At 56.9% G+C, this 25,656-nt stretch carries 23 protein-coding genes; 14 read left to right on the top strand and 9 right to left on the bottom strand.

Annotated features, from left to right (window positions below):
• Complete coding sequence (locus ATO10_RS06295; RefSeq protein WP_035249502.1) at positions 1-912, top strand: ParB/RepB/Spo0J family partition protein; 912 nt, start codon at positions 1-3, stop codon at positions 910-912.
• On the opposite strand, the gene ATO10_RS06290 is transcribed toward ATO10_RS06295, so the two are convergent.
• The 4 genes from ATO10_RS06290 to rph are packed head-to-tail and all read right to left on the bottom strand — an operon-like array spanning position 887 to position 3,722.
• Positions 887-1,240: a YbaN family protein gene (locus tag ATO10_RS06290; protein ID WP_035249501.1), complete on the bottom strand. Its 354-nt coding sequence runs from the start codon at positions 1,238-1,240 to the stop codon at positions 887-889. The two genes, ATO10_RS06295 and ATO10_RS06290, sit on opposite strands and share 26 nt — an antisense overlap.
• A 3-nt stretch (positions 1,241-1,243) precedes the next feature.
• Entirely contained in the window at positions 1,244-2,434 is a 1,191-nt protein-coding gene (gene hemW, locus ATO10_RS06285) for a radical SAM family heme chaperone HemW (RefSeq protein ID WP_051597982.1), read from the bottom strand.
• Positions 2,397-3,005, bottom strand: coding sequence for an RdgB/HAM1 family non-canonical purine NTP pyrophosphatase (gene rdgB, locus ATO10_RS06280; protein WP_035249500.1), 609 nt, complete (start codon positions 3,003-3,005; stop codon positions 2,397-2,399). The genes hemW and rdgB overlap by 38 nt, the downstream gene beginning before the upstream one ends.
• Positions 3,006-3,722 carry a ribonuclease PH gene (gene rph, locus ATO10_RS06275; RefSeq protein WP_035249498.1) on the bottom strand — a complete coding sequence of 239 codons (717 nt, stop codon included), beginning with the start codon at positions 3,720-3,722 and terminating at the stop codon, positions 3,006-3,008.
• Positions 3,723-3,840: 118 nt separating this feature from the next.
• Here rph and hrcA point away from each other — a divergent pair, with 118 nt between their 5' ends.
• Together hrcA and ATO10_RS06265 are read left to right on the top strand one after the other, a co-directional pair.
• Positions 3,841-4,911 (top strand): heat-inducible transcriptional repressor HrcA, encoded by a 1,071-nt coding sequence (hrcA, locus tag ATO10_RS06270; RefSeq protein WP_035249496.1) that lies wholly within the window; start codon positions 3,841-3,843, stop codon positions 4,909-4,911.
• A 3-nt stretch (positions 4,912-4,914) separates the two neighbouring features.
• Positions 4,915-5,472, top strand: coding sequence for a nucleotide exchange factor GrpE (locus ATO10_RS06265; RefSeq protein WP_035249493.1), 558 nt, complete (start codon positions 4,915-4,917; stop codon positions 5,470-5,472).
• A 28-nt stretch (positions 5,473-5,500) separates the two neighbouring features.
• On the opposite strand, the gene mutS is transcribed toward ATO10_RS06265, so the two are convergent.
• The gene (gene mutS, locus ATO10_RS06260; RefSeq protein WP_035249491.1) at positions 5,501-8,110 is read right to left on the bottom strand and encodes a DNA mismatch repair protein MutS; all 2,610 of its coding nucleotides are present in this window, start codon (positions 8,108-8,110) and stop codon (positions 5,501-5,503) included.
• Positions 8,111-8,278: 168 nt separating this feature from the next.
• Here mutS and ATO10_RS06255 point away from each other — a divergent pair, with 168 nt between their 5' ends.
• Both ATO10_RS06255 and ATO10_RS06250 read left to right on the top strand, forming a co-directional pair.
• Positions 8,279-10,537: an NADP-dependent malic enzyme gene (locus tag ATO10_RS06255; protein WP_035249489.1), complete on the top strand. Its 2,259-nt coding sequence runs from the start codon at positions 8,279-8,281 to the stop codon at positions 10,535-10,537.
• A complete protein-coding gene (locus ATO10_RS06250) occupies positions 10,537-11,397 on the top strand; it encodes a ribokinase (protein ID WP_035249487.1) in 861 nt (286 codons plus the stop codon). The genes ATO10_RS06255 and ATO10_RS06250 overlap by 1 nt, the downstream gene beginning before the upstream one ends.
• On the opposite strand, the gene msrA is transcribed toward ATO10_RS06250, so the two are convergent.
• Positions 11,391-12,059, bottom strand: a complete 669-nt coding sequence (gene msrA, locus ATO10_RS06245; protein WP_035249485.1) for a peptide-methionine (S)-S-oxide reductase MsrA — start codon at positions 12,057-12,059, stop codon at positions 11,391-11,393. The two genes, ATO10_RS06250 and msrA, sit on opposite strands and share 7 nt — an antisense overlap.
• A gap of 138 nt (positions 12,060-12,197) precedes the next feature.
• Positions 12,198-13,424 (bottom strand): argininosuccinate synthase, encoded by a 1,227-nt coding sequence (locus tag ATO10_RS06240; protein WP_035249483.1) that lies wholly within the window; start codon positions 13,422-13,424, stop codon positions 12,198-12,200.
• Between the two features lie 110 nt (positions 13,425-13,534).
• Between ATO10_RS06240 and ATO10_RS06235 the strand changes: the two genes are divergently transcribed.
• A complete protein-coding gene (locus ATO10_RS06235; RefSeq protein WP_035249480.1) occupies positions 13,535-14,317 on the top strand; it encodes a hypothetical protein in 783 nt (260 codons plus the stop codon).
• A 58-nt stretch (positions 14,318-14,375) separates the two neighbouring features.
• A complete protein-coding gene (gene ilvA / locus ATO10_RS06230; protein ID WP_035249478.1) occupies positions 14,376-15,623 on the top strand; it encodes a threonine ammonia-lyase IlvA in 1,248 nt (415 codons plus the stop codon).
• Here the strand turns inward: ilvA and ATO10_RS06225 are convergent.
• Entirely contained in the window at positions 15,620-15,952 is a 333-nt protein-coding gene (locus ATO10_RS06225; RefSeq protein ID WP_035249476.1) for an Hpt domain-containing protein, read from the bottom strand. The two genes, ilvA and ATO10_RS06225, sit on opposite strands and share 4 nt — an antisense overlap.
• A 188-nt stretch (positions 15,953-16,140) precedes the next feature.
• On the opposite strand from ATO10_RS06225, the gene ATO10_RS06220 reads away from it, so the two are divergent.
• Positions 16,141-17,385, top strand: a complete 1,245-nt coding sequence (locus ATO10_RS06220) for a PP2C family protein-serine/threonine phosphatase (protein WP_035249474.1) — start codon at positions 16,141-16,143, stop codon at positions 17,383-17,385.
• Here ATO10_RS06220 and ATO10_RS06215 read toward each other — a convergent pair.
• Positions 17,382-17,816, bottom strand: a complete 435-nt coding sequence (locus ATO10_RS06215; RefSeq protein ID WP_035249472.1) for an NUDIX hydrolase — start codon at positions 17,814-17,816, stop codon at positions 17,382-17,384. The genes ATO10_RS06220 and ATO10_RS06215 overlap by 4 nt on opposite strands.
• A 75-nt stretch (positions 17,817-17,891) precedes the next feature.
• Here ATO10_RS06215 and hslO point away from each other — a divergent pair, with 75 nt between their 5' ends.
• From hslO to ATO10_RS06185, 6 genes are all read left to right on the top strand, one after another.
• Entirely contained in the window at positions 17,892-18,890 is a 999-nt protein-coding gene (hslO, locus tag ATO10_RS06210; protein WP_035249470.1) for an Hsp33 family molecular chaperone HslO, read from the top strand.
• Entirely contained in the window at positions 18,880-19,479 is a 600-nt protein-coding gene (locus tag ATO10_RS06205; protein ID WP_035249466.1) for a CoA pyrophosphatase, read from the top strand. The genes hslO and ATO10_RS06205 overlap by 11 nt, the downstream gene beginning before the upstream one ends.
• Positions 19,476-20,621 (top strand): CCA tRNA nucleotidyltransferase, encoded by a 1,146-nt coding sequence (locus tag ATO10_RS06200; protein ID WP_035249464.1) that lies wholly within the window; start codon positions 19,476-19,478, stop codon positions 20,619-20,621. Before ATO10_RS06205 ends, ATO10_RS06200 begins: the two co-directional genes overlap by 4 nt.
• 78 nt (positions 20,622-20,699) lie before the next feature.
• Positions 20,700-22,541 carry an ABC transporter ATP-binding protein gene (locus ATO10_RS06195; RefSeq protein ID WP_035249462.1) on the top strand — a complete coding sequence of 614 codons (1,842 nt, stop codon included), beginning with the start codon at positions 20,700-20,702 and terminating at the stop codon, positions 22,539-22,541.
• Positions 22,538-24,397 (top strand): ABC transporter ATP-binding protein, encoded by a 1,860-nt coding sequence (locus tag ATO10_RS06190; RefSeq protein ID WP_035249460.1) that lies wholly within the window; start codon positions 22,538-22,540, stop codon positions 24,395-24,397. Before ATO10_RS06195 ends, ATO10_RS06190 begins: the two co-directional genes overlap by 4 nt.
• A 35-nt stretch (positions 24,398-24,432) precedes the next feature.
• Complete coding sequence (locus tag ATO10_RS06185) at positions 24,433-25,647, top strand: class I SAM-dependent RNA methyltransferase (RefSeq protein WP_035249458.1); 1,215 nt, start codon at positions 24,433-24,435, stop codon at positions 25,645-25,647.
• The last annotated feature ends 9 nt before the right edge of the window (positions 25,648-25,656 follow it).

Below are 25,656 nucleotides of genomic sequence, written 5' to 3'. Positions count from 1 at the left end.
ATGAGCAAGAAGCCCGAAAAACGAGGCCTTGGCCGTGGTCTGTCTGCCTTGATGGCCGATGTTAACCTGTCTGCTGACTCCGAAGCCCCGGCAAGTCCCGACGCGCCCCGGCGTTCTGACTTGGTGGTGCCGGTTGAAAAGCTGGTGCCTAACCCGGATCAGCCACGCAGACATTTCGCCGAGGAAGCGTTGCAGGAGCTCGCGGAATCAATCAAAGAGAAGGGCGTTATCCAGCCCCTGATCGTGCGCCCGAACAAGCGCCGGGCCGATACCTATGAAATCGTGGCGGGTGAACGTCGTTGGCGCGCGTCACAAATGGCGCAACAACACGAAGTGCCGATCATCGTCCGAGATTTCGACGACACCGAAGTGTTGGAAGTGGCGATCATTGAGAATATTCAGCGCGCTGATCTAAATCCGATCGAAGAGGCGCTGGGCTATCGTCAGCTGATGGATCGTTTCGGTCACACGCAAGAAAAGCTAGCCGAGGCGCTCTCGAAAAGTCGGAGCCACATTGCCAACCTGATGCGCTTGTTGCAGCTGCCCGAAGATGTTCAGGAGTTTCTGCGCGTGGGTCAGCTTTCGGCGGGGCATGCACGCGCCCTGATCACCACGGATGATCCATCGGCGTTGGCGCGCACGGTGATCAACAAGGGCTTGTCTGTGCGCGAGACGGAAAAGCTTGCCAAGGGGCCCAAGCCAGCAGCAAAGCCCTCTGCGCCCAAGGCTGACAAAGACGCTGACACCAAGCAGCTTGAACAAGATCTTTCGGCCAACCTGGGAATGAAGGTGCTGATTGATCACGCCACCGGACAAGAACACGGCAAGTTGACGATCTCTTACAAAACATTGGAAGACTTGGACGAGCTGTGCCGTGTTCTAACGGCTACACCTCTGGACGGGTCCAAATAAACAGCGCCACGCAACACAGGGTTGCGGCTTGAATCATCAAAATCGTAGGCCGCACGCCCATTGCGGCCGCAAGTCCAAATGCCAACAGGATAGACGCCGTGGCCACCCACTTAACCGGGCGCCGAATGGCGCCTTTTTCGTGCCAGTCGATGATCGGCTGGCCAAAGCGCGGATGTGTCAGCAGCCAATTGTGAAGCGTGTCAGAAGAGCGGGCGAAGAAGAAAGCGGCCAACAACAAAAACGGCACCGTTGGCAAAAGAGGCAACACGGCGCCAATCGCGCCAAGACCTACGCAACACAATCCTAATAGCATCCAGATCAATCGCATCGGTTACCCCGGTATAAGCTCTCGTAGCACGGCGTTCAGCACGGCACGCCCTTGCGATGTGGCGCGGAGCCGATGATTTTCAAGGCTGATCATGCCGATCTCCAGCAATGAGTCGAGCTTTTCAGCATCTAGCGGCGCGCCTGAGAGGCGCTCAAACCGGTTTGTGTCGATGCCCTCGGCTAGACGAAGGCCCATCAACAGAAATTCGACCGCTTGTTCAGAGATTGACAATGCGGTGTGAGGGTTGTCCCCGCTGCCGTGGTTTTCGACACGCTGAAGCCACTTTTCTGGCGATAGCGGGGTATCCGTCGCATAGCGCTGCCCGTTCATCGTCAGCCGCCCATGCGCGCCGGGTCCAATTCCCGCATAATCGCCATACCGCCAATAGATCAGGTTGTGACGCGATTCAGAACCTATTTCAGCGTGATTAGACACTTCGTAGGCTGGCATGCCCGCCTTTTCGCACTCTTCCTGCGTGACGAAATACATCTCGCTTGCGCTGTCGTCATCTGGCAAACCGCCGAGCTTGCCTCGCGCATAGCGGTCACCAAAAGCCGTGCCGGATTCGATCGTCAGCTGGTACATCGACAAGTGGTCCACGGCCATCGACAGCGCTTCTTTAAGCTCGGCGCGCCAATTCTCCACCGTTTGATCCTGGCGTGCATAGATAAGGTCAAAACTAACACGATCAAAGTTTTTCTTAGCAATATCAAAGGCTTGAATTGCTTCTTGTACGTTATGCATGCGCCCCAGACGGCGCAAATCATCATCGTTTAGGGATTGTACGCCCATGGACAGCCGGTTCACCCCAGCTTGTCGGAAGCCCTGAAACTTGCCCGCCTCGACAGAGGTTGGGTTTGCTTCAAGCGTGACTTCCAAGGCATTGGAAGTAGGCCAGGTTTTATGGATCTCTTCAAGTATCGCGGCGACAAGAGCCGGATCCATCAAAGATGGGGTGCCCCCGCCGAAAAACACTGTGTTTAAAACCCGGCCCTTGGTCAGTTTTCCGACACGGTGAATTTCGGATAAATAGGCACTCTTCCAGCGAGATTGGTCGATTTCTGCGGCAACGTGGCTGTTAAAATCACAATATGGACATTTGGCCTGACAGAAGGGCCAGTGCAGGTAGAGGCCGAAGCCTCCGTTTTGCCAATCATCAGCGCTCAAAAACCGAAACCAGCTTGCGGAAGGCATCTGCGCGATGACTGATGTTGTTTTTCAGACCCGCGTCCATTTCGCCAAAGGTGATGTCATACCCTTCAGGCTGGAAAATCGGATCGTAACCGTGGCCTTCAAGACCGCGCATGGGCCAAACGATATGGCCGGGCGCGAAACCTTCGAAAACTTCATCATGCCCATCGGGCCAGGCCAGCACGAATGTACAGCAGAACCGAGCGGTGCGAGGGAAGGGGGCCTTGGCGGCTTCAAGTTCTTCCCATGACCGGGTCATGGCCATAACAAAGTCACGACCATTGCCTGTTTCAGCCCAATCGGCTGTATAAACGCCCGGCGCGCCACCCAAACCGTCGATTTCAATTCCGGAATCATCGGCCAGCGCGGGCAGGCCGGTGGCCTTGCACGCGGCGTGGGCTTTGATCCGGGCATTGCCGATGAACGTGTCTTCAGTCTCTTCAGGTTCGGGGAGGCCCATTTCACCGGCGGAGGTCACACTGATGCCGAAAGGCGCCAAAAGCGCCTCGATCTCGGCCAGCTTGCCCTTGTTATGGGTGGCAATCAGCAGTTTCTCGTCGGTGAAGGTGCGCATTTAGCTCTCCGTCGCTTGTTTCTGGGCAACGACCAGCTCGGATATGCCTTTTTCAGCAAGATCGAGCAGCGTGTTCATCTGGTCCCGGCTATAGGTAGAGCCTTCGGCCGACATCTGTACTTCGATCATTTTGCCCGCGCCGGTCAGGACAAAGTTGCCATCCACGCCAGCGTCGGAATCTTCGGGATAGTCCAGATCAAGCACCGGCTGGCCGGCATAAACGCCGCAAGACACCGCCGCGACATGATCGGTCAGCGGATCCGAGATAATATCGCCCGCTTTCATCAGCTTGTTTACGGCCAGACGCAAGGCAACCCAGCCACCAGTGATCGCGGCGCAACGGGTGCCTCCGTCAGCTTGGATGACGTCGCAATCAACGGTGATCTGGCGTTCGCCCATCGCAACGCGATCCACGCCAGCACGCAGGCTGCGTCCAATCAAGCGTTGAATTTCAACCGTACGACCGCCTTGTTTGCCCGCTGTGGCCTCGCGCCGCATGCGCGACCCAGTCGAACGTGGCAGCATGCCATATTCGGCCGTCACCCACCCAAGACCCGAATTGCGGAGGAACGGTGGAACGCGTGCTTCCAACGAAGCGGTGCACAGAACATGCGTGTCGCCGATCTTGATCAGGCACGAGCCTTCGGCGTGCTTGGTCACGTTGGTTTCGATTGAAATCGGGCGCATTTCGCTTACATCACGGCCTGAAGGGCGCATCAGATCTTCCTTTATATCTAAGTTGCGCTTTGCTCCCATGTGGCGGCTTTTGATGCAAGCCCGATTGACGCCGCGAACACATGCATTTTAATGGCGTCCGTACAACGGGAAGGGCCAGATGTCGCAAAAGGCTCAGATACTAAACGAAATGAACGAACGCTCTCGCGAGGTGTTTCGCCGGGTGGTCGAAGGCTATCTTGAAACTGGAGAGCCTGTTGGCTCGCGCAGTTTGACCCGAACCATGAGCGAAAAGGTGTCTGCTGCAACGATCCGCAATGCCATGGCGGACCTGGAGTATCTGGGTTTATTGGGTAGCCCGCATGTCAGTGCCGGGCGCATGCCAACCGAAACGGGCTTGCGGATGTTTGTTGACGGGCTTTTGGAAGTCCGTGATCTGGACGAGTCCGACCGGGATTCAATTCATGCGACCGTCGGAGAAGGCGAAAGTGATGTCGGCAGCATGCTGGATCGTGTTGGTTCGGCTTTGTCGGGTGCGACTCATGGTGCAAGCCTTGTTCTGACACCCAAGCACGAAGCACCAATCCGCCATATCGAGTTTGTCAGCTTAGCCCATGATCGCGCTCTTGTGGTGCTGGTATTTGCTGATGGTCACGTCGAAAACCGCGTGTTTCAACCCCCTGCCGGGCAAACGCCCAGCTCTATGCGCGAGGCAGCGAATTTTCTGAATGCACTGGCCGAGGGGCGTACGCTGTCTGAACTAAGCGATGCGATAGCGCGTGAAATTTCGGAACATCGCCAGCAACTTGATGTTTTGGCGCGTCAGATGGTCGAAAGCGGTCTGGCTATGTGGGAAAACGAAGGCCAATCCTATGAACGGCTGATCGTGCGTGGGCGCTCGAATCTTTTGGATGATTCGACCGAAGCAACCGAATTAGAACGCATTCGCGAGTTGTTTGATGACCTGGAACGCAAACGTGATATCGCCGATTTTCTGGAACTGACCGAGCAGGGCGAAGGCGTACGTATTTTTATTGGCTCGGAAAACAAACTTTTTTCACTTTCGGGTTCCTCTCTGGTGGTCTCTCCCTATATGAACGCTGACCGTAAGATCATTGGCGCTGTGGGCGTGATCGGACCGACGCGGCTGAACTATGGCCGGATTGTACCGATTGTGGACTACACCGCTCAGCTGGTCGGGAAACTGATCTCGGACCAGGGCAAGAGGTAGACGATGGCTGACGCCGAACAGAACAAAGAAGAGCTGTCGCTGGACGACATGCTTGAACAGGAAGTCGATCTGGATGCGCTGGATAGCGCAGATGAAGAGGTCGAAACGCTGCGCGCTGAGCGTGACGATATGCGAGACCGCTTTATGCGAGCGCTGGCGGACGCCGAAAATTCGCGCAAGCGTGGCGAGCGTGATCGGCGCGAGGCCGAGCAATACGGTGGTTCAAAGCTGGCGCGGGATATGCTGCCAGTTTATGATAACCTGAACCGTGCTTTGGAAGCAGTCGAAGAAGATCAGCGCGATGCAAATAAGGCCCTGATCGAAGGCGTAGAGCTGACCTTGCGCGAACTGCTAAGCGTGTTCTCAAAGCACGGGATTTCCGAAGTGTATCCCGAACTCGGGGATACGTTTGATCCGCAGATGCATGAAGCAATGTTCGAAGCCCCGGTGCCCGGTACTAAAGCAGGTGAAATCATCCAAGTGATGACTCGCGGCTTTATGTTGCACGAGCGTTTGCTGCGGCCTGCGCAGGTCGGCGTTTCCTCGACCCCGGCATCGTAATTTAAAGGGCGGCTTTGGCCGCCTTTTCTTATTCCAGCAAACCCTTCAGTCGATACACCAAATCCAACGCTTCGCGTGGGGTCAGTTCGTCTGGGTGAGTGTCTTGCAATGCGTCTTCGACAGCGCTGGGCTTGGTTGATGCAACAGGCGCTGGCGCCGGTGTCGCGGCAAACAGTGGTAGATCGTCAATCACAGCCTTTTGCCCGCCGCCATCTCGTTCGCCTTTTTCCAGCGCATCCAACACGACACGGGCGCGCGCCACTACTGTGTCTGGTAGTCCCGCCAATTTAGCGACCTGAACACCGTAAGATCGGTCTGCTGCGCCTTTCTGGACCTCGTGCAGAAAGATCACATCGCCTTCCCATTCACGCACTGCGACGGTGGCGTTTTCCACGCCGTCCAACTGCCCGGCCAGCGTTGTCATCTCGTGGTAATGCGTTGCGAACAGGGCGCGAGCACGGTTAACGCCATGCAGATGTTCCAGCGTGGCCCAGGCGATGGACAGCCCGTCATAGGTGGCGGTGCCACGGCCGATTTCATCTAGAATCACGATAGCACGATCATCGGCTTGGTTCAGGATCGCCGCTGTTTCGACCATCTCGACCATAAAGGTAGATCGGCCTCGTGCCAGATCGTCCGAGGCCCCGACCCGGCTGAAAATCTGTGATACCAGCCCGATATGGGCCGACGCTGCGGGTACATAACTGCCAGCTTGCGCCAGCAGGGCGATCAAGGCGTTCTGACGCAGGAATGTCGATTTACCTGACATGTTTGGGCCAGTTAGCAACCATATTGCGGCCTCTTGATCCGCGCTGAGGTCACAATCATTGGCGATGAACGGCGCGCCACCCTGTTTGCGCAGCGCGTTTTCTACAACCGGATGCCGGCCACCTTTGATGTCGAACGCCCGGCTGTCATCAACCACCGGCGCGCACCAGTTTTCGCCTATGGCCAGATCGGCGAAGGATGTGGCCAGATCAATCTCAGCCAAGGCGCTGGCGGCCTGCCCAATCTGTGCAGCCTGATCCATGACCGCATGGCGCAAGGTCTCGAATATTCGCTTTTCGATTTCAAGCGCGCGGTTCCCGGCGTTCAGGATCTTGGTTTCCAGTTCAGACAGTTCAACCGTTGTGAAACGCACAGCGTTGGCTGTGGTCTGACGATGGATAAAGGTTTCCGACAATGGGGCCGAGAGCATCATGTCCGCGTGTTTTGCGGTGGTTTCGATGAAATAACCCAGCACGTTGTTGTGCTTGATCTTAAGCGACTGCACGCCTGTCATAGCTGAATATTCAGCCTGCATCCCGGCGATAACACTGCGCCCTTCGTCGCGCAGGGTGCGGGATTCGTCCAGTTCACCGTCATATCCGGGCGCAATGTAGCCGCCATCGCGGGCCAGCAAAGGCGGTTCCGCAATCAGGGCATGATCCAGCAGATCCAACAGGGCATCATGGCCGATCAAGGCCTTGGCAGCGTCTGCCAACAAAGGCGGCACATCGTCTGGCATATCCTGTGCGATGGTACCGGCCTGTTCCAATCCGTTGCGAATGGCCGCAAGATCGCGGGGTCCGCCGCGATCCAGACCCAATCGGGAAAGCGCGCGGTCAATGTCCGGCACCTTGCGCAGGGCGTCGCGCAGGTCAGCAGAAATGCGGCTCTGTTCAACTGCAAAACGCACAGAATCGAGCCGAGCCTTGATGGTATTCAGCGTGCGCGACGGGGCCGAGATGCGGCGTTCTAACAAACGCGCGCCGGCTGCCGTGACAGTGCGATCAATAGCAGCAAGAAGCGAGCCTTCGCGCCCTCCTGTAAGGCTTGCGGTCAACTCCAGATTTCTGCGTGTGGCCGCGTCGATCTGAACATTCCCCGCCGGCTGTTCGCGCATGGGCGGGCGCAACAAAGGCAAACGGCCTTTTTGGGTAATGTCCAAATAATCGACTATCGCACCCATCGCAGACAGTTCCGCGCGGCTGAAATTGCCAAACGCATCCAGACTGTCGACTTTAAACAGCCCGGTCAGCCGCCCTGTGGCATTTGTAGAATCGAAACTGGCCGGGGAAAGTGGCGTAAGAGACGCGCCCGATTCAGAGACTAATTCGGCCAAATCGCCCTCTACACGATCAACAACCACCACCTCGCGTGGGGTCAGGCGCGCCAGCTCGGGGGCCAGTCGCACCTTTGGGCAAGGCATTACCCGGAACGCGCCGGTTGATATATCGACCCAAGCCAACGCACTTTCGCCGCGCACCTCGGCGAAAGCTGCAAGATAATTGTGGCGGCGCGCTTCAAGCAGGCTTTCTTCGGTCAACGTGCCGGGGGTGACCAGCCGCACAACTTCGCGCCGTACAACAGACTTCGAGCCGCGCTTCTTGGCCTCGGCCGGGCTCTCCATCTGTTCACACACTGCCACCCGAAAGCCCTTGCGGATTAGCGTCAAAAGATAGTTTTCAGCGGCATGTTGGGGCACGCCACACATGGGGATGTCTTCGCCAAGGTGTTTGCCGCGTTTTGTCAGGGCAATGTCCAATGCCTCAGCCGCAGCAACGGCATCGTCAAAGAACAGCTCATAGAAATCGCCCATACGGAAAAACAGAAGCGCATCTTTATGTGCTTCTTTGATTTCCAGAAACTGCGCCATCACTGGCGTTACGCCTGCATTCGCGACTGCCACTAAATTCCCCCGGATCTGCGTTTCCAAGACCATACAAAGGTGGGGATTCCTGTGAAAGCCGAAATCCCTTCTTTTGTTGAGGCTGGGCGCGCAGGGCGTTAAGAGGGCTAGACGAGACGAGGAGAGCGACAACCGATGGCAAGTAATACCAAGATCACCCGTGAAGAGGCACTGGCCTATCATCTGGAGCCAGCTCCAGGGAAATTCGACATTGTCGCCAGCACGCCGATGACCACGCAGCGCGATCTGTCGCTGGCCTACAGCCCGGGTGTCGCCGTGCCGGTTGAGGCCATCGCCGAAGCCCCGGAAACTGCTTACGACTATACGACCAAGGGTAACATGGTGGCCGTGGTGTCAAACGGTACCGCGATCCTGGGCCTGGGGAACCTGGGTGCCCTGGCGTCGAAACCCGTGATGGAAGGCAAGGCGGTTCTGTTCAAACGCTTTGCTGACGTCAACGCCATCGACATCGAACTGGACACAGAAGACCCCGAAGAGATCATCAAAGCCGTCAGCCTGATGGGTCCGACCTTTGGTGGGATCAATCTGGAAGACATCAAAGCGCCCGAATGTTTCATTATTGAACAGCGCCTGAAGGAAGAGATGGATATTCCGGTCTTCCACGATGACCAGCATGGTACTGCTGTGATCTGTGCCGCTGGTCTGATCAATGCGCTGCATATTTCAGGTAAAAAGATTGAAGACTGCCGTATCGTTCTGAACGGTGCGGGTGCTGCCGGGATTGCCTGCCTTGAACTGATCAAGGCGATGGGCGCCAAGCATGACAATTGCATCATGTGTGACACCAAGGGCGTGATCTATCAGGGCCGCACCGAAGGCATGAACCAGTGGAAGTCTGCGCATGCCGCCGTGACCGATGCACGCACATTGGAAGAAGCCATGGATGGTGCTGACGTGTTTTTGGGCGTGTCGGTCAAAGGTGCTGTGACGCCGGATATGGTCGCCAGCATGGCTGACAACCCGGTGATCTTTGCCATGGCCAACCCCGATCCGGAAATCACCCCGGAAGAGGCCCACGCCGTGCGCACCGACGCGATTGTTGCCACCGGTCGTTCGGACTATCCGAACCAGGTAAACAACGTGCTGGGTTTCCCTTATCTGTTCCGAGGCGCGTTGGATATCAACGCTCGCGCCATCAATGACGAGATGAAGATCGCCTGCGCCGAAGCTTTGGCTGAAATGGCGCGTGAGGACGTGCCAGACGAGGTCGCAATGGCCTATGGCCGCAAACTTAGCTTTGGCCGCGATTACATTATCCCCACGCCGTTTGATCCGCGCCTGATCTATATGATCCCACCTGCCGTGGCGCGGGCGGGTATGGACACCGGCGTCGCCCGCCGTCCGATTGTCGATCTGGAAGGCTATGCGGAACAGCTGAAGGCGCGGGTTGACCCGACTGCCAGCGTTTTGCGCGGTATTTCGGCCCGTGCGAAATCCAAACAGGCCCGGATGATCTTTGCCGAGGGCGACGACGTGCGCGTATTGCGCGCCGCCGTTCAGTATCAACGCACTGGCTATGGTCAGGCGCTGGTTGTTGGCCGTGAAACCACGGTCAAAGAGCTGATGGAAACAGCCGGGATGGGCGATGCGCTGCGTGAGCTTACGATCGTGAACGCCGCCAACACCACGCACCTCGATACCTATCAGGACTTCTTGTATGAGCGTCTCCAGCGCAAAGGCTATGACCGGATGGACATCCGCAAACTGGCCGCGCGTGACCGTCATGTGTTCGCGTCCTTGATGCTGGCGCACGGGCATGGCGATGGTCTGATTACTGGCGCGACCCGGAAATCAGCGCATGTGCTTGAGCTCATCAACAATGTTTTCGACGCCAGCGCCAAGGATGGTGCTGTGGGTGTGACGGCGCTTTTGCACAAGGGCCGCATCGTGCTGATTGCCGATACATTGGTGCATGAATGGCCGGATGAAAACGATTTGGCCAATATTGCCGAACGCGCAGCCGGTGTGGCGCGCAGCCTTGGGCTTGTGCCGCGCGTGGCCTTTGTCAGCTTCTCGACTTTTGGCTATCCGGTGTCGGAACGTGCACACAAGATGCACATCGCTCCGCAGGTTTTGGACGAACGCGGCGTTGATTTCGAGTATGAGGGCGAGATGGCCGTCGACGTGGCACTGAACAAGTCCGCGATGGAGGCTTATCCGTTCTCGCGCTTGACCGGTCCGGCGAACGTACTGGTCGTACCGGCGCGCCACTCGGCGTCGATCTCGGTAAAGCTGATGCAGGAAATGGCCGGTGCAACGGTAATCGGCCCGATCCTGACCGGTGTTGATAAGCCAATCCAGATCTGTTCGACCGTGTCCACGGTGAATGACATTATGAACATGGCCCTGATGGCGGCAAGCAAGGTGGGTTAATGGCGGTTTTTAACCTCGGCTCGATTAATATCGACCACTTCTATGAAGTGGCGCATTTGCCTGCGCCGGGGGAAACGATCGCTGCGAAAACCTATCGAACAGGATTGGGGGGCAAGGGCGCCAATCAATCTGTTGCTGCTGCGCGGGCTGGCGCCAAGGTGTTTCACGGAGGCGCCGTTGGAGCAGGTGGTGAATGGGCCCGCGCTGCTTTGGGTAGTTTTGGGGTCGATACTTCGAATGTTGTGAAACTGGCAGAACCGTCTGGCCATGCGGTGATTTGCGTTGATCCTGACGCCGAAAACAGCATCGTAATTGTCCCCGGCGCGAACCGCAGGCTGACCGGCGCTGATGCCGAAGCCGCTCTGCGTTTCGCCAAGGTTGGCGATGTTTTGTTGTTGCAGAACGAAACCTCTGCCCAAGCGGATGCCGCCCGTATTGGGCGGGAAAAGGGACTGTTTGTGATCTATTCCGCCGCGCCCTTTGATGTACGGGCCGTTCAAGCGGTCTTGCCCTACATCGACATGTTGGTGATGAACGAGGTAGAGGCCCAGCAGTTGCACGAGGCGTTGGGTGCGGCCGAACTGCCTCAGACGGTCATTACCCTGGGCGCGCGAGGCGCAGTTTGGTGCAAGAGCGGGTCAGAGATTGCGCAGCCCGGGTTTGAGGTTGGCCCGATTGACACCACCGGCGCTGGGGATTGTTTCACCGGCGCTTTGGCAGCGGCGATGGACCGGGGCTTGCCGGGGACTGATGTTCTGCGTTTTGCCGTTGCGGCCTCTGCTCTTCAGGTAACGAAACCGGGCACGGCAGCGGCCATGCCCGGATTAGAAGAAATCCAAAGTTTTCTGAACGATCAGTGAGCGTCGGCGAACGGTGCTTGTTTGCCCCAAAGCGCCTTTACTTTTGCATCGCGACCGCAGGCCTTGCGATAGCGCTTATAGGCTTCGGCCTTCGATTTCGGGCCAAAGCGGGTAACAACGATATCGCGCTTTTTGTAATAGTCCTGATGGTACTTTTCGGCGGCATAGAACGGGCCAGCGTCCAGAATTGGGGTCACGACCTTCTTGCCCAAAGCGGATTGTGCTTTGGCGACTGCCGCCTTTGCAGCGGCGCGTTCTGCCGAGTTAGAGACGAAAATCGCTGTGGCATAGCTTTGGCCGCGGTCGCAAAACTGCCCGCCGGCATCCGTCGGATCAACGCTGCGAAAGAACAGATCCAGCAAAGTTTCATAGCTGATCTGATCGGGGTCATAGGTGATTTCGACAGCCTCGTAATGCCCGGTGCCACCACGCACGACCTGCTTGTAGGTCGGGTTCGCGACCGTTCCGCCAGCGAAGCCTGACACAACCTCTTTCACACCTTTTACGCTCTCGAAATCGGATTCGACGCACCAAAAGCATCCACCAGCCACATAGGCCTTTTCGTTCGGCGCAGCGTTAGCGGCCGAGCAATGGGCAAGTAATCCGATAGCAATGGCGACCATCAAGGTGATGGATTTAAAGTTCTGAACTGCGGATGTCATGGCAAGCTCCTTTGTTGCCAAGACCATACTCTTGCGTGCAGTGCACAGGGAACTGACATGGATGTGAGCTCACGCAGGTTCGATCAATTGAAACAAAAACGCCGCCCGAAGGCGGCGTTTTGGCGGGTTTTCCGGGTTTTAGCCCTTCAGACGCTTGTCGCGCGCGGCCAAAAGTTTCAAACGCAGCGCGTTTAGCTGGATAAATCCAGCTGCGTCTTTCTGGTCATAGGCGCCCGCATCATCCTCAAACGTTACATGCGCTTCGGAGTACAGGCTGTGATCGGACCACCGACCAACGGTGCGGGCCAAGCCTTTGTATAGCTTCAGCCGAACGGTGCCGGTGACATGTTCTTGCGACTTGTCGATGGCGGCTTGCAGCATCTCACGCTCGGGCGAGAACCAGAAACCATTATAGATGGCTTCGGCGTATTGCGGCATCAGCTGGTCTTTCAGATGCATCGCGCCGCGGTCCATGGTGATGGATTCGATCCCGCGATGGGCTTCCAGCAGAATGGTGCCGCCCGGGGTTTCATAGATACCGCGCGATTTCATGCCCACAAACCGGCCTTCGACCAGGTCCAGACGGCCAATGCCGTGCTTACGACCGTATTCGTTTAGTTGCGTCAGCATCTCAGCCGCCGTCACAGGCTTGCCGTTGATTGCGACTGCATCGCCTTTTTCAAAGCCGATCTCGATGAACTCAGCCTCGTCCGGTGCATCTTCGGGGTGGACGGTGCGCTGATAGACGTAATCGGGCGCATCTTCGGCCGGGTCTTCCAGCACTTTACCCTCGGACGAGGTGTGCAGCAGGTTGGCATCAACGCTGAAGGGCGCCTCGCCACGTTTGTCTTTGGCAACGGGGATCTGGTTCAATTCGGCGAATTCCAGCAGCTTGGTACGGCTGGTCAGATCCCATTCACGCCAAGGCGCGATCACCTTGATCGACGGGTTCAGCGCGTAAGCGGCCAGTTCGAACCGCACCTGATCATTGCCTTTGCCGGTGGCGCCGTGGGCGATGGCATCGGCACCGGTTTCTTCAGCGATTTCGATCAGACGCTTCGAAATCAGCGGACGCGCGATTGAAGTGCCCAGCAGGTACAGGCCTTCGTATTGCGCATTGGCGCGGAACATCGGGTTGACGAAATCACGCACAAACTCTTCGCGCAGGTCTTCGATATAGATGTTCTCCGGCTTGATCCCCAGCATGATCGCCTTTTCGCGCGCCGGTTCCAACTCCTCGCCCTGACCAAGGTCAGCGGTAAAGGTCACGACCTCGCAGCCGTATTCGGTCTGCAACCATTTGAGGATGATCGAGGTATCAAGGCCACCGGAATAGGCCAGAACAACTTTCTTGGGCGCGGACATAGGAGCTCCTGCAATCGGGGTATCGCGCGGGCGATAACGGGTTTTGCGCGTAAGGGCAAGGTGATCACGGGAAATGGCTTGTTGTGCGACAGCAAAAGGCGATAGCTTGTGTGCGGTTTCAACTGAAAGGATTTGCTTTGAAGGGCTTTAAGATTTTCACACATGCGTTGCGCATGGTTTTTGGAAATTTCGGAACAGTGTTGAGAATTTTGGTACCACCCGTCTTGATCGCTGCGGCTGTGTTTGTCGGCGCCATGTATATGTCGGGACTTAGCTTCGAAGAATTGGATGCAAGCGCTCAACCGGCACAGGGCCCGAACCCGATATTCATTCTAACAGCGTTTTTGCTGATAGTTTTTACCTTCATCTGGGTCGCTGTGGCATGGCACAGGTTTGTTTTGTTGGAGGAACGCCCTGTGGGTGCTCTGCCCAAGCCGCATATGAATGCAATGATGTCTTATGTTGGCAAGATACTCCTGCTGTCGTTGATCGGGGTGGTGTGTATGATTCCTGTCGCGGTGCTACTTTGGGCGCTGGTCGCCGTGACGAATAGTCCGGTGCTCGGGCTGGTGCCGCTTCTAATGATGTTGGTATTCAGCGTTTTTTTCTTGCGGGCAAGCGTTGTGCTCCCGGCAGCGGCGATCGGACGAAAGCTTACTGTTAGGGAAGCTTGGGAGGCCACGCGTGGGTCAACTTGGCCAATCGTACTGTGCTATTTTCTAAGCATGGTGCTTGGGATGTTGCTCTCTGGCCTGTCGTTGGGTGGAACTCTCATCACACCATTTCTTGGCGTTGCAGTTCAGATCGCGACCCAGCCGGTATTGACGGTCATCAACATGAGCGTGCTGACCACGCTTTATGGTCACTACGTCGAAGGACGAGAGCTGATCTGAATGTCCCAATTCGCCGCATGGGCTTGCGTTGGCCGGGGGGTTCGGTCACTCAAGGTGTATGACTGATTTTGAGACCAACGCCCGCGCCGCGGAACAAGCGATGCGCGATCTGTTTCCGGCGACGCCTTTGCAGCGCAACGATCATCTTTCCGCGCGGTTTGGTGCAGAGATTTGGTTGAAGCGCGAGGATCTGTCGCCGGTCAGGTCCTATAAAATTCGTGGCGCGTTTAATGCCATGCGCAAGGTGCTTGCTGAGCAGCCTGATCAAGATCTTTTTGTCTGCGCAAGCGCAGGCAATCACGCGCAGGGCGTGGCTTTTGTTTGCCGACATTTCGGGGTGAAAGGTGTGATCTTTATGCCGGTCACGACACCTCAGCAAAAGATCGACAAGACCAAGATCTTTGGCGGCGACGCCATCGAAATCCGGCTGATTGGGGATTACTTCGATGACACTCTGGCCGAGGCTCAGGCGCATTGCACTCGTTCGGGCGGACATTTTCTGGCACCTTTTGACGATGTAGATGTGATCGAAGGTCAGGCCTCGGTCGGAGTTGAGTTACTGGATGCATTGCCAAAGGCGCCTGATCTTGTCGTGCTTCCGGTGGGTGGTGGCGGGTTGTCGGCCGGGGTGAAGCAGCTTTTTAGTGCTGTTGCGCCAGCGACGTCTTTAAAATTTGCCGAGCCGCTTGGCGGCGCTTCGTTGCGCGCGGCCTTGGCGGCGGGCCAGCCTGTGGCATTGGATCAAGTTGACACATTCGTTGATGGCGCTGCGGTTGCGCGGATCGGAAGCCATCCGTTTGCGGCGCTTCAGGATGTTCCGCTAAATGACGTGCTGGCGGCGCCCGAAGATCGTATTTGTGTGACGATCCTCGAGATGTTGAACGTCGAGGGCATTGTATTAGAACCCGCAGGAGCGCTGTCGGTTGATGTATTGCCGGAACTGGCTGATGAGATCAAAGGAAAGACCGTTGTCTGCGTCACCTCTGGCGGTAACTTCGATTTTGAGCGCCTTCCTGAAGTAAAAGAGCGTGCTCAGAGATACACGGGTGTCAAAAAATACTTTATCCTGCGGTTGCCACAACGCCCCGGCGCGTTGCGTGATTTTCTGGAAATGTTGGGCCCCGAAGACGACATTGCCCGTTTCGAATACCTTAAGAAATCCGCGCGCAACTTTGGCTCGGTGCTGATTGGTATTGAAACAAGCCGTGCACAGAACTTCGAGAAGCTTTTCGCAAAAATGGAAGCCGAAGGGTTGGTCTATAAGGATATTACCGAGGACGAGCTACTGGCACAATTTGTGCTTTAAGCGGCATTCAGACCGCTGATTTGGTCCATAAAAATAGACTTTGATTCAGCATAGCAAGTCACCAACAAACCTATGTCAGGCGCGTCGTTTCCGTCAGTCTTTGCCGTGCGTTCATATTCAGCGCAGATGGCGGCGAACTCGGCAAAACCCAGGTTCATTGCGGCGCCTTTCAGAAAGTGCAGATCATCGGGCAGAGTTGAACGGTCTTTTGTTTCGGCGATACGATTTGTCGCTTCGTCGACTTCCTCCAAAAACAGTTCAATGACTTCGCCAAATGCCTCCGCGCCGACTTCTTCCTTAAGTTCTTCCACGCGACCCCAATTGATCATCTGGTCTTCTCCATACCGATACAAACCCCTCCAACAGAGCCTCAAGTTACTGCGAAGTTCTTAACAACCGGTAACTTGCAGAAGGCCCGATCTTTTGAGGTCTTCACACGTCGTTAAGGCCGCGGACGTAAAGATGAACAGGCCGGATTATGAAACTGAGGGATCTAGTGAGCATCATACCGAAAACTATGCCTGGCCAGCCCGTTGCGCCGGCTGCGGATACGTTACGTGTCGTCTTGTTGGTGGACGAAAGCCGTGTTCAACGACGCATCCTGAAGGCGTTGCTGGCGAAATGGGGATATCAGGTGGCAGAGGCGTCTTCAGCCGCCGAGGCGCTGGAGTATTGTGCATCCAACACCGTTGATTTCATCATTAGTGGCTGGATCATGCCGGGCATGTCAGGGTTGGAGTTTTGCAAAAAATTCCGCGAGATGCCCCGCGAAAGCTATGGCTACTTCATTCTGCTGACGTCGAAGTCTGAAACCAACGAGGTGGTCAGCGGGCTGGAAGTTGGCGCTGACGATTTTCTGACCAAACCAGTCAATGCCAGCGAATTGCGCGCACGCCTTTCGGCGGGTGAACGCGTGCTGCACATGGAACAGGAACTGAACGAAAAGAACGAATTGATTCGGGATGCGCTTGAGAAACTCCAGCGTCATCATGACATCATTGATCGCGATTTGATGCAGGCGCGAAAAATTCAGGAAGCCCTGGTGCCGGAGCGGCATCGTAAATACGGGGAATCCCAACTTTCCATGCTGTTGAAGCCCTGCGGACATGTCGGGGGCGATCTGGTTGGGATGTTTTCTCCGAGCGAGAACCAGCTTGGTTTCTATAGTATAGATGTCTCTGGTCACGGTATCACGTCGGCGATGATGACTGCGCGGCTGGCGGGTTACCTGAATGCGCGCTTTCCGGAGCAGAACATTGCTTTGAAACACCGATTTGAAAAGTTCTATGCGCTGCGCCAACCGGATGAGGTCGCGCGCATTCTGAATGATCGGCTTTTGTCTGACACCGGCGTGGAGGAATACTTCACCATGATCTTTGGTGTGGCCGACCTCAACTCGGGGCGTTTGCGGTTGGTACAGGCCGGGCATCCGCATCCGGTCATACAGAGATCAGACGGCGAGATCGAGTTTATTGGTACCGGCGGATTGCCCATCGGTTTGGTTGCCGATGCGGACTACGACTCTTTTGAGGTCCAACTGAATCCCGGTGATCGCCTGCTGCTTTATTCGGATGGATTTACAGAAGCTGTCTGCGCGGATGGCGAGATGCTGGAAGAGGACGGGCTTGCCAGGATGCTGAAGCGGAGCCACCAACTTACCGGACCAGACGTTCTGGACGATCTGTTTTGGCAGCTGACACAACGGCAGGCCGGCGCGGCGCTGGATGATGATGTTTCTGCTGTGATGTTGGAATACCGTTAAAGAAGCTTCGCCGCGAAATGCCGGTCCCCACTATTTGCCAAGGCAGGGATGGCTTCGGCCAGCGGTAGCCAAACCGCCTGATGATCTGGTTCCGTCGGTGGATGAAGCTGGATCACGGGGCGTGCCAGATAGATCTGACACAGCTTTTGGGCCCACATGTCGTACTCTGGCATATAGGTAAAACGGCAAAACGCGCCCAGCCGCCGGATTGGCGCGATCCGCCACCCGGTTTCTTCAAGAACTTCCCGATGGAGAGTGGCCATTGGCGACTCGCCTTGGTCCATCCCGCCACCGGGAAGCTGTATCTCGGATGTTGGGCTGATTTGGTGGGTCAATAATACATCCCGCCCCTTAAGCAAAACCCCATAGCACCCTGGCCGCAACCGATAGATTTGATCGGTGCGCGGAGGTTGCCCGAACCGTCTGATCATGTCGCCCCCTTGGTGTCTTGGTTGAACCGCCTATATTGACGCGGTATGCCAAGCAAAGGCGCACAAGGAAACCCCATGTCACTCGGATCACAAATAGCTTGGGACGATACCGTCCTTCCGTTTCAACTTGACCGCAGCGATATCCGCGGCCGGGTCGCGCGCCTTGATGGCGTGTTGGATCAGGTTCTGGCACAGCACGATTACCCACCGGTGATCGAGGCGCTTGTTGCCGAGGCCGCATTGTTAACCGCTATGATCGGTCAAACCATCAAGCTTCGCTGGAAGCTTTCGCTTCAAGTGCGTGGTGACGGACCGGCACGCTTGATTGCGACCGATTACTACGGCCCTACGGAAGACGGCGAACCTGCACGCGTTCGGGCTTATGCCAGCTATGATGCAGACCGGATTGACAACAAGGCAGCGCCATTTTCACAGATCGGCAAAGGCTATCTGGCCGTGTTGATTGATCAGGGCGAAGGCATGGTGCCCTATCAGGGCATCACACCTATTGCTGGCGGATCGCTGGCGAGCTGCGCCCAAAGCTATTTTGCGCAGTCCGAGCAACTGCCGACGCGTTTCGCGCTATCTTACGGGCGTTCGCAATTGGCCGGCGGCAAGGAAACCTGGCGCGCGGGGGGCGTTATGGTGCAGCATATGCCCAAGGCTTCACCTTTTGTTGCCAGCGAAGGCGGCACCGGTGAGCAGGGGCTGCTCAAACCCGAAGATGTTCTGGAGGGCGAGGCTGCCGAAAACTGGAATCGCGTGAACATTTTGCTGGAAAGCGTTGAAGATCTGGAACTGATTGGCCCGTCGGTTTCTTCGACTGATTTGTTGGTACGATTGTTTCACGAAGAAGAGCCGCGCGTGTTTGATGCGCAGCCCGTGAAATTTGGCTGCACCTGCTCAGAACATAGGGTGCGCGAGAGCCTTTCGATTTACTCGGCCAAGGACATCGCGCACATGACCACCGAGGATGGGCTGGTCACCGCCGACTGCCAGTTCTGCGGCGCCCACTATGAGCTGAATCCTGCCTCGTTGGGTTTTGAAGCGACGGAGGGCTCAGGTGACGAATGAGGCTCTAACCCGCCTGAAAACGGCCTTGGCAGCTCCGGGCGGGGCCTCTTCTGATTTTGACCTGAATCCGAATTATCGCCCACCTGAGGGCCGTAAACTGCGCCATGCTGCCGTGTTGGTTGGCCTGATTGAAAAACCCGCGGGATTGTCCGTGGTCTTGACCAAACGCTCTTCGCGCTTGAAACACCACCCTGGGCAAATTGCTTTTCCAGGGGGTAAACAGGATGAGGGCGACGCCGACCTGACAGCCACCGCCCTGCGCGAGGCAGAAGAAGAGATCGGGCTTAACCCCGCCAGCGTCGACGTTCTGGGCACATTGCCGACCCATGAGACCGTTACAAGTTTCACGGTGACCCCCATTTTGGGCCTCATTAGAGACGAATTTCACCCGCTTCCCGAAGAAAACGAAGTGGAAGAGGTTTTCTTTACCCCCTTTGACCATGTGACCAATCCGGAGCGGTTCATCGTTCAATCGCGACGCTGGATGGGGCAGCAGCGGCACTATTACACCGTGCCTTTCGGCCCCTATTACATTTGGGGTGCCACCGCGCGGATTCTGCGTGGTTTGGCCGATCGGATGTCCTCGTGACCCGGCTGACCGCAGAGTGGCTTGCGCGATCTGAGACGCAAACCGTTTGTTCGGTGCTGGTCGATGCTGGGTTTCAGGCGCTGTTTGTCGGCGGCTGCGTTCGAAACACTTTGTTGGGCGCGCCCGTGTCTGACATAGACATCGCCACGGATGCGCGACCTGATCAGGTGATAGAGATCTCGCAAAAGGCGGGCCTGCACGCCGTTCCGACCGGGATTGATCATGGAACGATCACGGTGATCGCAAATCACATCCCGCATGAAATCACGACCTTCAGACGTGATGTTGAAACGGATGGGCGGCGGGCTGTCGTTGCGTATTCGGACACGCCCGAAGAAGATGCCCATCGGCGCGATTTCACCATGAACGCGCTTTACGCCACACCCTTGGGCGATGTGATCGACCCATTGGGTGGTTTGACAGATTTGAAAGCACGCAAGGTCCGGTTCATTGACGATGCGCATGCCCGGATCAAGGAAGACTATCTGCGCATTTTGCGGTTCTTCAGGTTTCACGCTTGGTACGGCGACCCGAATGAGGGGATGGAGCCCGAAGGCCTTGCCGCCTGTGCAGAGAATTCAGCCGGAATAGAGACGCTTTCTGGTGAACGTATTGGTGCTGAAGTCAAAAAACTTCTGTCCGCCGCCGATCCGGCCCCCAGCGTCGCAGCAATGGAACAGGCAGGTGTTTTGGGCCAGGTTCTGCCAGGCGCGACGGCTAAAACCTTGCCCATTTTGGTACACGTGGAAGAGCACCAGCCCTCTGACCCAATCCGCCGTTTAGCCGCGCTTGGTGGTGAAGATGCGGCGCGGCGCTTGAAGCTGAGCCGGGCCGAGGCAAAACGACTGGCGCTGCTGCGCGGCGCCATTGGTTCATCTGTCCCCCCGGCTGAACTGGCGTATCGCGAGAATCCGCAACTGGCCCATGATGTGGTCTTGTTGCGCTGGGCCAGCTTTGAAACCCCGCCCCCAGCTGACTGGCAGGCACAAATTGATGCGGGGCAGGCCGCAGAGTTTCCCATCAAAGCCGCAGATTTGATGCCAGAGCTGTCAGGCCCAGCATTGGGTGCGCGACTAAAACAGCTTGAACAGCGTTGGATTGACTCGGGCTTTATGCTGACCCGGGCGGAGCTGCTGGCCTAGCCCGTTACCCAGCTGTTGCTCGACGTTCGGCCCAACTGGGTCTATATGCTGAAGCGATAGCAAAGAGTGTTTGTTCCCGTGTTCCGGTTCTTCGAAAACCTGATCGACCCCTACGCGCCTTATCCGCACACCGACCAAATGCCTGACAAGCTTTGGCCGTTTCTGATGGCGTATGCGCGCCCGTTTCGAAAGGTGTTTGTGTTTGCAACGCTGACTTCTATCGTTGTTGCAGCAATTGAAATCTGGTTGATTTCTTACATGGGGCGTCTGGTGAACCTGCTCTCCAGCAGTACCCCGGCGCAAATCGTGTCAAACCATAGTTTGGAATTGATCGGTGTGGCTTTGTTCATCCTGATCTTACGGCCCCTGCTGCAGGGGCTGGACGTTTTGCTGCTAAACAACACCGTGCTGCCGAATTTTGGCACATTGATCCGCTGGCGTTCACATGCGCAGGTTTTGCGCCAATCGGTCGGTTGGTTTGAAAACGATTTCGCGGGGCGGATCGCTAACCGGATTATGCAAACCCCGCCCGCTGCGGGCGATGCGATCTTTCAAATCTTCGACGCACTGGCGTTTGCGCTGGCCTATCTGGTGGGTGCGGGCATTCTGCTGGCCAATGCAGATGCCCGGCTTGCCCTGCCATTGATCATCTGGTTCGTGCTTTATGCCGCTTTGGTGAAGTGGACACATAAGACGGTTGGCCCTGCCTCTAAGGCCTCGTCGGATGCTCGTTCGCGGATCACCGGACGCGTAGTGGACAGCTATACCAATATTCACTCGGTCAAGATGTTCGCGCATCACGACCAAGAGCTAAGCTATGCCAAAGAGGCGATTGAGCAGGCGCGGCAGACGTTTTCGGCCGAGATGCGCATTTTTACCAAGATGGACATCATGTTGACGGCAATCAACGGATTCCTGATCGTGGGCGTTGTGGGCTGGGCGGTCTGGCTTTGGATTCAGGGCGCGGCGAATGTGGGCGCCGTTGCTGCCGCCACCGCTTTGACTTTGCGACTGAATGCGATGACCGGCTGGATCATGTGGGCGCTGTCTTCCTTCTTCCGCAATCTCGGGGTTGTGGCTGAGGGGATGGAGACGATCTCGCAGCCCATTGCGCTGTTGGATGCGCCGGGCGCCAAGCCGCTGCAGATGAAGGCTGGCGAAGTGCGATTTACCAACGTCACCCATCACTATGGGCGCGAAAGGGGTGGCATTCAGGCGTTGAACCTGACGCTGAAACCCGGTGAAAAAGTTGGGTTGGTGGGCCGGTCTGGTGCTGGCAAGTCGACGCTCGTAAAGCTGTTGCTGCGGTTTTATGACTCCGAAGGTGGGTCGATAGAGATTGACGGTCAGAACATTGTGCAAGTGACTCAGGAAAGCTTGCGCAGGCAGATCGGTATGGTCAGCCAGGACAGCTCGCTGCTGCATCGGTCTATCCGGGATAACATCCTGTATGGTCGGCCCGAAGCCACCGACGAAGAATTGTTTGCCGCGGCGCGTCAGGCTCAGGCCGACACGTTCATTCGGGATCTGCAAGACCCGGCAGGCAACACCGGGTATGACGCCGAGGTGGGCGAGCGTGGCGTAAAACTTTCAGGCGGGCAGCGACAAAGGATTGCCCTGGCGCGTGTCATTCTGAAAAACGCACCTATCTTGGTACTGGACGAGGCCACATCGGCGCTCGACAGCGAGGTGGAGGCAGCCATTCAGGAAACGCTTTACGATGTGATGCAGGAAAAGACGGTGATCGCGATTGCGCACCGCCTGTCGACCATTGCGCATATGGATCGGATTGTCGTTCTGGACGAGGGCCGAATTGTCGAGGAAGGCAGCCACGAAGACCTGCTGGCGCAGGGTGGGTTGTATGCCGGGTTCTGGGCGCATCAATCAGGCGGATTCATTGGAACAGAGGCGGCACAATGAAACTGGCTGGTATGATCAACGCGTTTCGCCCGGCCGAGGGGCCACCGCCGCAAACCTTGATGGCCTTTGTGCGCTGGGCATTGCGCGGCGCTTTTCCGGTTTTGGGGCTGGCCACCATTTTGGCTATCGCAACGGGATTCACAGAGGTCGCGACAGCCTTCCTTCTGGGCACGGTAATCGACACGGCGCTGGAAACCGGGCCACAGGATTTCTTTGCGCAAAAATGGCCATTGGTTATGGGGTTTGTTTGCTTCTTCCTGTTTGCGCGGCCCATCTTGATGGCGGCCTCTGCGGCAATGAACTCGATCGTGCTGACGCCGAACCTGAACATGTTGGTTCTGTCCCGCTTGCATCGCTGGACGCTGGGCCAGTCAGTCACCTTCTTTGACGAAGATTTCGCTGGCCGCATCGCGCAAAAGCAGGTGCAAACTGCCAGCGCGTTGACCAGCGTTGCGGTCGATACAATCAACGTGATGACCTATGCACTGGCCTCGATCCTTGGGTCGGCGGCGTTGTTGGCGCTGATTGACTGGCGGATTGGCCTGTCTTTGGCGATCTGGATGGTGCTGTATCTGGCGTTGATCCATTGGTTCATGCCACGTATCCGGGCCAAGTCACGCGCCCGCGCTGGTGCCCGTTCGGCGGTGACCGGGCAGGTTGTGGATACGATCACCAACATCAAAACTGTAAAGCTGTTTTCGTTGTCCGAACACGAAGACCGCGAGGCGCTGAATGCCATGGAGACTTTCCGCGACAAAGCGTTGGGTTTTGGCGTGACGTCGGCCCAATTCCGGTTGTCTTTGACAACATTGGCAGGGACGCTGCCGGTTTTGCTGATTGGCGGGGCGTTGCTGTTATGGAGCAATGGCGGCGCCACTGCGGGTGATATTGCTGCTGCGGGCACGATTGCTATTCGCATCGCCCAGATGACCGGGTGGGTCAGTTTTTCGCTGATGGCGATTTATTCGCATGTGGGCGAAGTTGAAGACGGCATGAAAACTCTCAGCCCGCCGCACACCTTGGTGGATGTCCCCGGTGCGAAGGACCTGCCCTCTGTCGATGGAGAGGTTCGGTTCGAAGGGGTTAGTTTTACCTATGGCCGGGACGTGGGCGGTGTGCGTGATGTCAGCCTGACGATTGCACCGGGTGAAAAGCTGGGAATTGTTGGGGCCTCGGGGGCCGGGAAATCCACGCTGGTCGCGGCGCTTTTACGGCTCTATGACACCGAAAAAGGCGCAATTCTGATTGATGGGCATGATGTGTCGAAAGTCACGCAAGAAAGCCTGCGCAGCCAGATCGGAATGGTTACGCAGGAGGCGGCAATGTTTAATCGCTCAGCCCGCGACAACATCCTTTATGGCAATCCAGCAGCGAGCGACGAACAGATGATTGCCGCCGCACAGCAGGCCCGCGCGCATGAGTTCATCGAGGAATTGCAAGATAAGCAAGAGCGCCGGGGCTATGATGCCCACCTGGGTGAGCGTGGCGTGAAATTGTCCGGCGGTCAGCGACAGCGCATTGCTCTGGCGCGTGCCTTTTTGAAGAATGCGCCGATCTTGGTTCTGGACGAGGCGACCTCGGCTCTTGATAGCGAAGTCGAGGCGTTGATTCAGGAGGCCCTGTCAGAGGTCATGGAAGGCAAGACCGTTCTGGCCATCGCACACCGTTTGTCGACGATCAAACAGATGGACCGGATCATCGTTCTGGATGAAGGCCGCATCGTCGAACAAGGCAGTCATACAGAGCTATTGGCGATAGGGGGTCTTTATGCCCGCTATTGGGAGCGCCAGTCGGGCGGGTTCATCGGGTTGGATCCCGAAGAGCTGTGCGATGAACCTGCCGTCGTGAACGGCTGAACGTCACTAACTCAGCGCAAAAGCCAGAGAATTCCATGACCGAAGTCACCATTACCCATCTTGATCAACATGGATTTGGCCAATCTGAGGCCGGGCAAAAGCTGCCCCGTACTTTGCCCGGTGAAGTGATCGTGCTTGATGCAGATACGGGCAAACAACGGGTGGTCACCCCGTCAGAGCATCGTATTTCGGCCCCGTGTCGTCACTTTAAGAACTGCGGGGGCTGCGCAATGCAGCATGCCGCTGATGACTTTGTGGCGAATTGGAAGATGGGGATCGTAAAAACCGGTCTTGCCGCGCGCGGGATCGAGGCGCGGATGCGTCCGATCAAAACCTCGCCTCCAAACAGTCGCCGCCGCGCTACCTTGCATGGGCGGCGTACCAAATCGGGCGCGTTGGTTGGGTTTCACGCCCGCGCCTCGGATATGGTTGTCGAGGTGCCCGATTGTAAACTACTGCATCCCGATCTTCTGAAAACAGTCCCTGTTCTTGCGGAAATCACCAAAATGGCCGGGTCGCGCAAGGGTGAGATCGGCTTTGCCCTGACCATGTCGGAAGGTGGTGTTGATCTGGATGTACGCGGGGCAAAAGCCACGGATCTGGATATGTTGACTCGCTTAGGGGAATTGGCGGATCGCGCTGATCTTGCACGCTTGTCGTGGGAGGCAGAGCCGATCGCAACCCGGCGTGCCCCGTACCAGCGATTTGGGCAGGCCCGCGTTGTTCCTCCGCCCGGCGCGTTCCTGCAAGCCACGCCACAAGGCGAGTCGGCATTGGTCGCCGCGGTGCAGGAGGCCGTCGGGGATGCATCGCGTGTTGTTGACCTGTTTGCGGGCTGTGGAACCTTCGCGTTGTCATTGGCGAGTGACGCAGAAATTCTGGCGGTAGAGGCCGAGGCCGCCCCCTTGCAAGCGTTGGATGCAGCTTGGCGCGCCACACCGGGCCTGCGCCACGTCGCCACGTTGGTGCGCGACCTTTTTCGCCAGCCCCTTTTGCCGGATGAACTAGGCAAGTTTGACGCCGTGGTCATTGACCCGCCCCGCGCCGGAGCAGAAGCACAGATACGTGCGGTGGCGGATGCGCAAGTGCCGGTAATCGCGGCTGTATCGTGCAACCCGGTTAGTTTTGCGCGGGATGCCCGGATACTGCTGGATGCCGGGTATGGCTTGGATTGGGTGCAAGTCGTGGATCAGTTTCGGTGGTCCACCCATGTAGAGCTTGTGGCGCGATTCTCACGCAATTGTGGGTGAAAACCTGCG

The sequence above is a fragment of the Actibacterium atlanticum genome (assembly GCF_000671395.1).
Taxonomy (GTDB): domain Bacteria; phylum Pseudomonadota; class Alphaproteobacteria; order Rhodobacterales; family Rhodobacteraceae; genus Actibacterium_D; species Actibacterium_D atlanticum.
This window is presented reverse-complemented; position numbering and strand designations above follow the sequence as displayed.

Excerpts from the sequence above, each read along its gene's own strand:
- msrA (WP_035249485.1), bottom strand. The coding sequence starts at position 12,059 with ATGACATCCGCAGTTCAGAACTTTAAATCCATCACCTTGATGGTCGCC.
- hrcA (WP_035249496.1), top strand. The coding sequence starts at position 3,841 with ATGTCGCAAAAGGCTCAGATACTAAACGAAATGAACGAACGCTCTCGC.
- ATO10_RS06250 (WP_035249487.1), top strand. The coding sequence starts at position 10,537 with ATGGCGGTTTTTAACCTCGGCTCGATTAATATCGACCACTTCTATGAA.
- rph (WP_035249498.1), bottom strand. The coding sequence starts at position 3,722 with ATGCGCCCTTCAGGCCGTGATGTAAGCGAAATGCGCCCGATTTCAATC.
- ATO10_RS06190 (WP_035249460.1), top strand. The coding sequence starts at position 22,538 with ATGAAACTGGCTGGTATGATCAACGCGTTTCGCCCGGCCGAGGGGCCA.
- ilvA (WP_035249478.1), top strand. The coding sequence starts at position 14,376 with ATGACTGATTTTGAGACCAACGCCCGCGCCGCGGAACAAGCGATGCGC.
- ATO10_RS06240 (WP_035249483.1), bottom strand. The coding sequence starts at position 13,424 with ATGTCCGCGCCCAAGAAAGTTGTTCTGGCCTATTCCGGTGGCCTTGAT.
- ATO10_RS06265 (WP_035249493.1), top strand. The coding sequence starts at position 4,915 with ATGGCTGACGCCGAACAGAACAAAGAAGAGCTGTCGCTGGACGACATG.
- rdgB (WP_035249500.1), bottom strand. The coding sequence starts at position 3,005 with ATGCGCACCTTCACCGACGAGAAACTGCTGATTGCCACCCATAACAAG.
- ATO10_RS06295 (WP_035249502.1), top strand. The coding sequence starts at position 1 with ATGAGCAAGAAGCCCGAAAAACGAGGCCTTGGCCGTGGTCTGTCTGCC.
- mutS (WP_035249491.1), bottom strand. The coding sequence starts at position 8,110 with ATGGCGCAGTTTCTGGAAATCAAAGAAGCACATAAAGATGCGCTTCTG.
- ATO10_RS06185 (WP_035249458.1), top strand. The coding sequence starts at position 24,433 with ATGACCGAAGTCACCATTACCCATCTTGATCAACATGGATTTGGCCAA.
- ATO10_RS06215 (WP_035249472.1), bottom strand. The coding sequence starts at position 17,816 with ATGATCAGACGGTTCGGGCAACCTCCGCGCACCGATCAAATCTATCGG.
- ATO10_RS06255 (WP_035249489.1), top strand. The coding sequence starts at position 8,279 with ATGGCAAGTAATACCAAGATCACCCGTGAAGAGGCACTGGCCTATCAT.
- ATO10_RS06290 (WP_035249501.1), bottom strand. The coding sequence starts at position 1,240 with ATGCGATTGATCTGGATGCTATTAGGATTGTGTTGCGTAGGTCTTGGC.
- ATO10_RS06225 (WP_035249476.1), bottom strand. The coding sequence starts at position 15,952 with ATGATCAATTGGGGTCGCGTGGAAGAACTTAAGGAAGAAGTCGGCGCG.
- ATO10_RS06220 (WP_035249474.1), top strand. The coding sequence starts at position 16,141 with ATGCCTGGCCAGCCCGTTGCGCCGGCTGCGGATACGTTACGTGTCGTC.
- hslO (WP_035249470.1), top strand. The coding sequence starts at position 17,892 with ATGTCACTCGGATCACAAATAGCTTGGGACGATACCGTCCTTCCGTTT.
- hemW (WP_051597982.1), bottom strand. The coding sequence starts at position 2,434 with ATGCCTTCCGCAAGCTGGTTTCGGTTTTTGAGCGCTGATGATTGGCAA.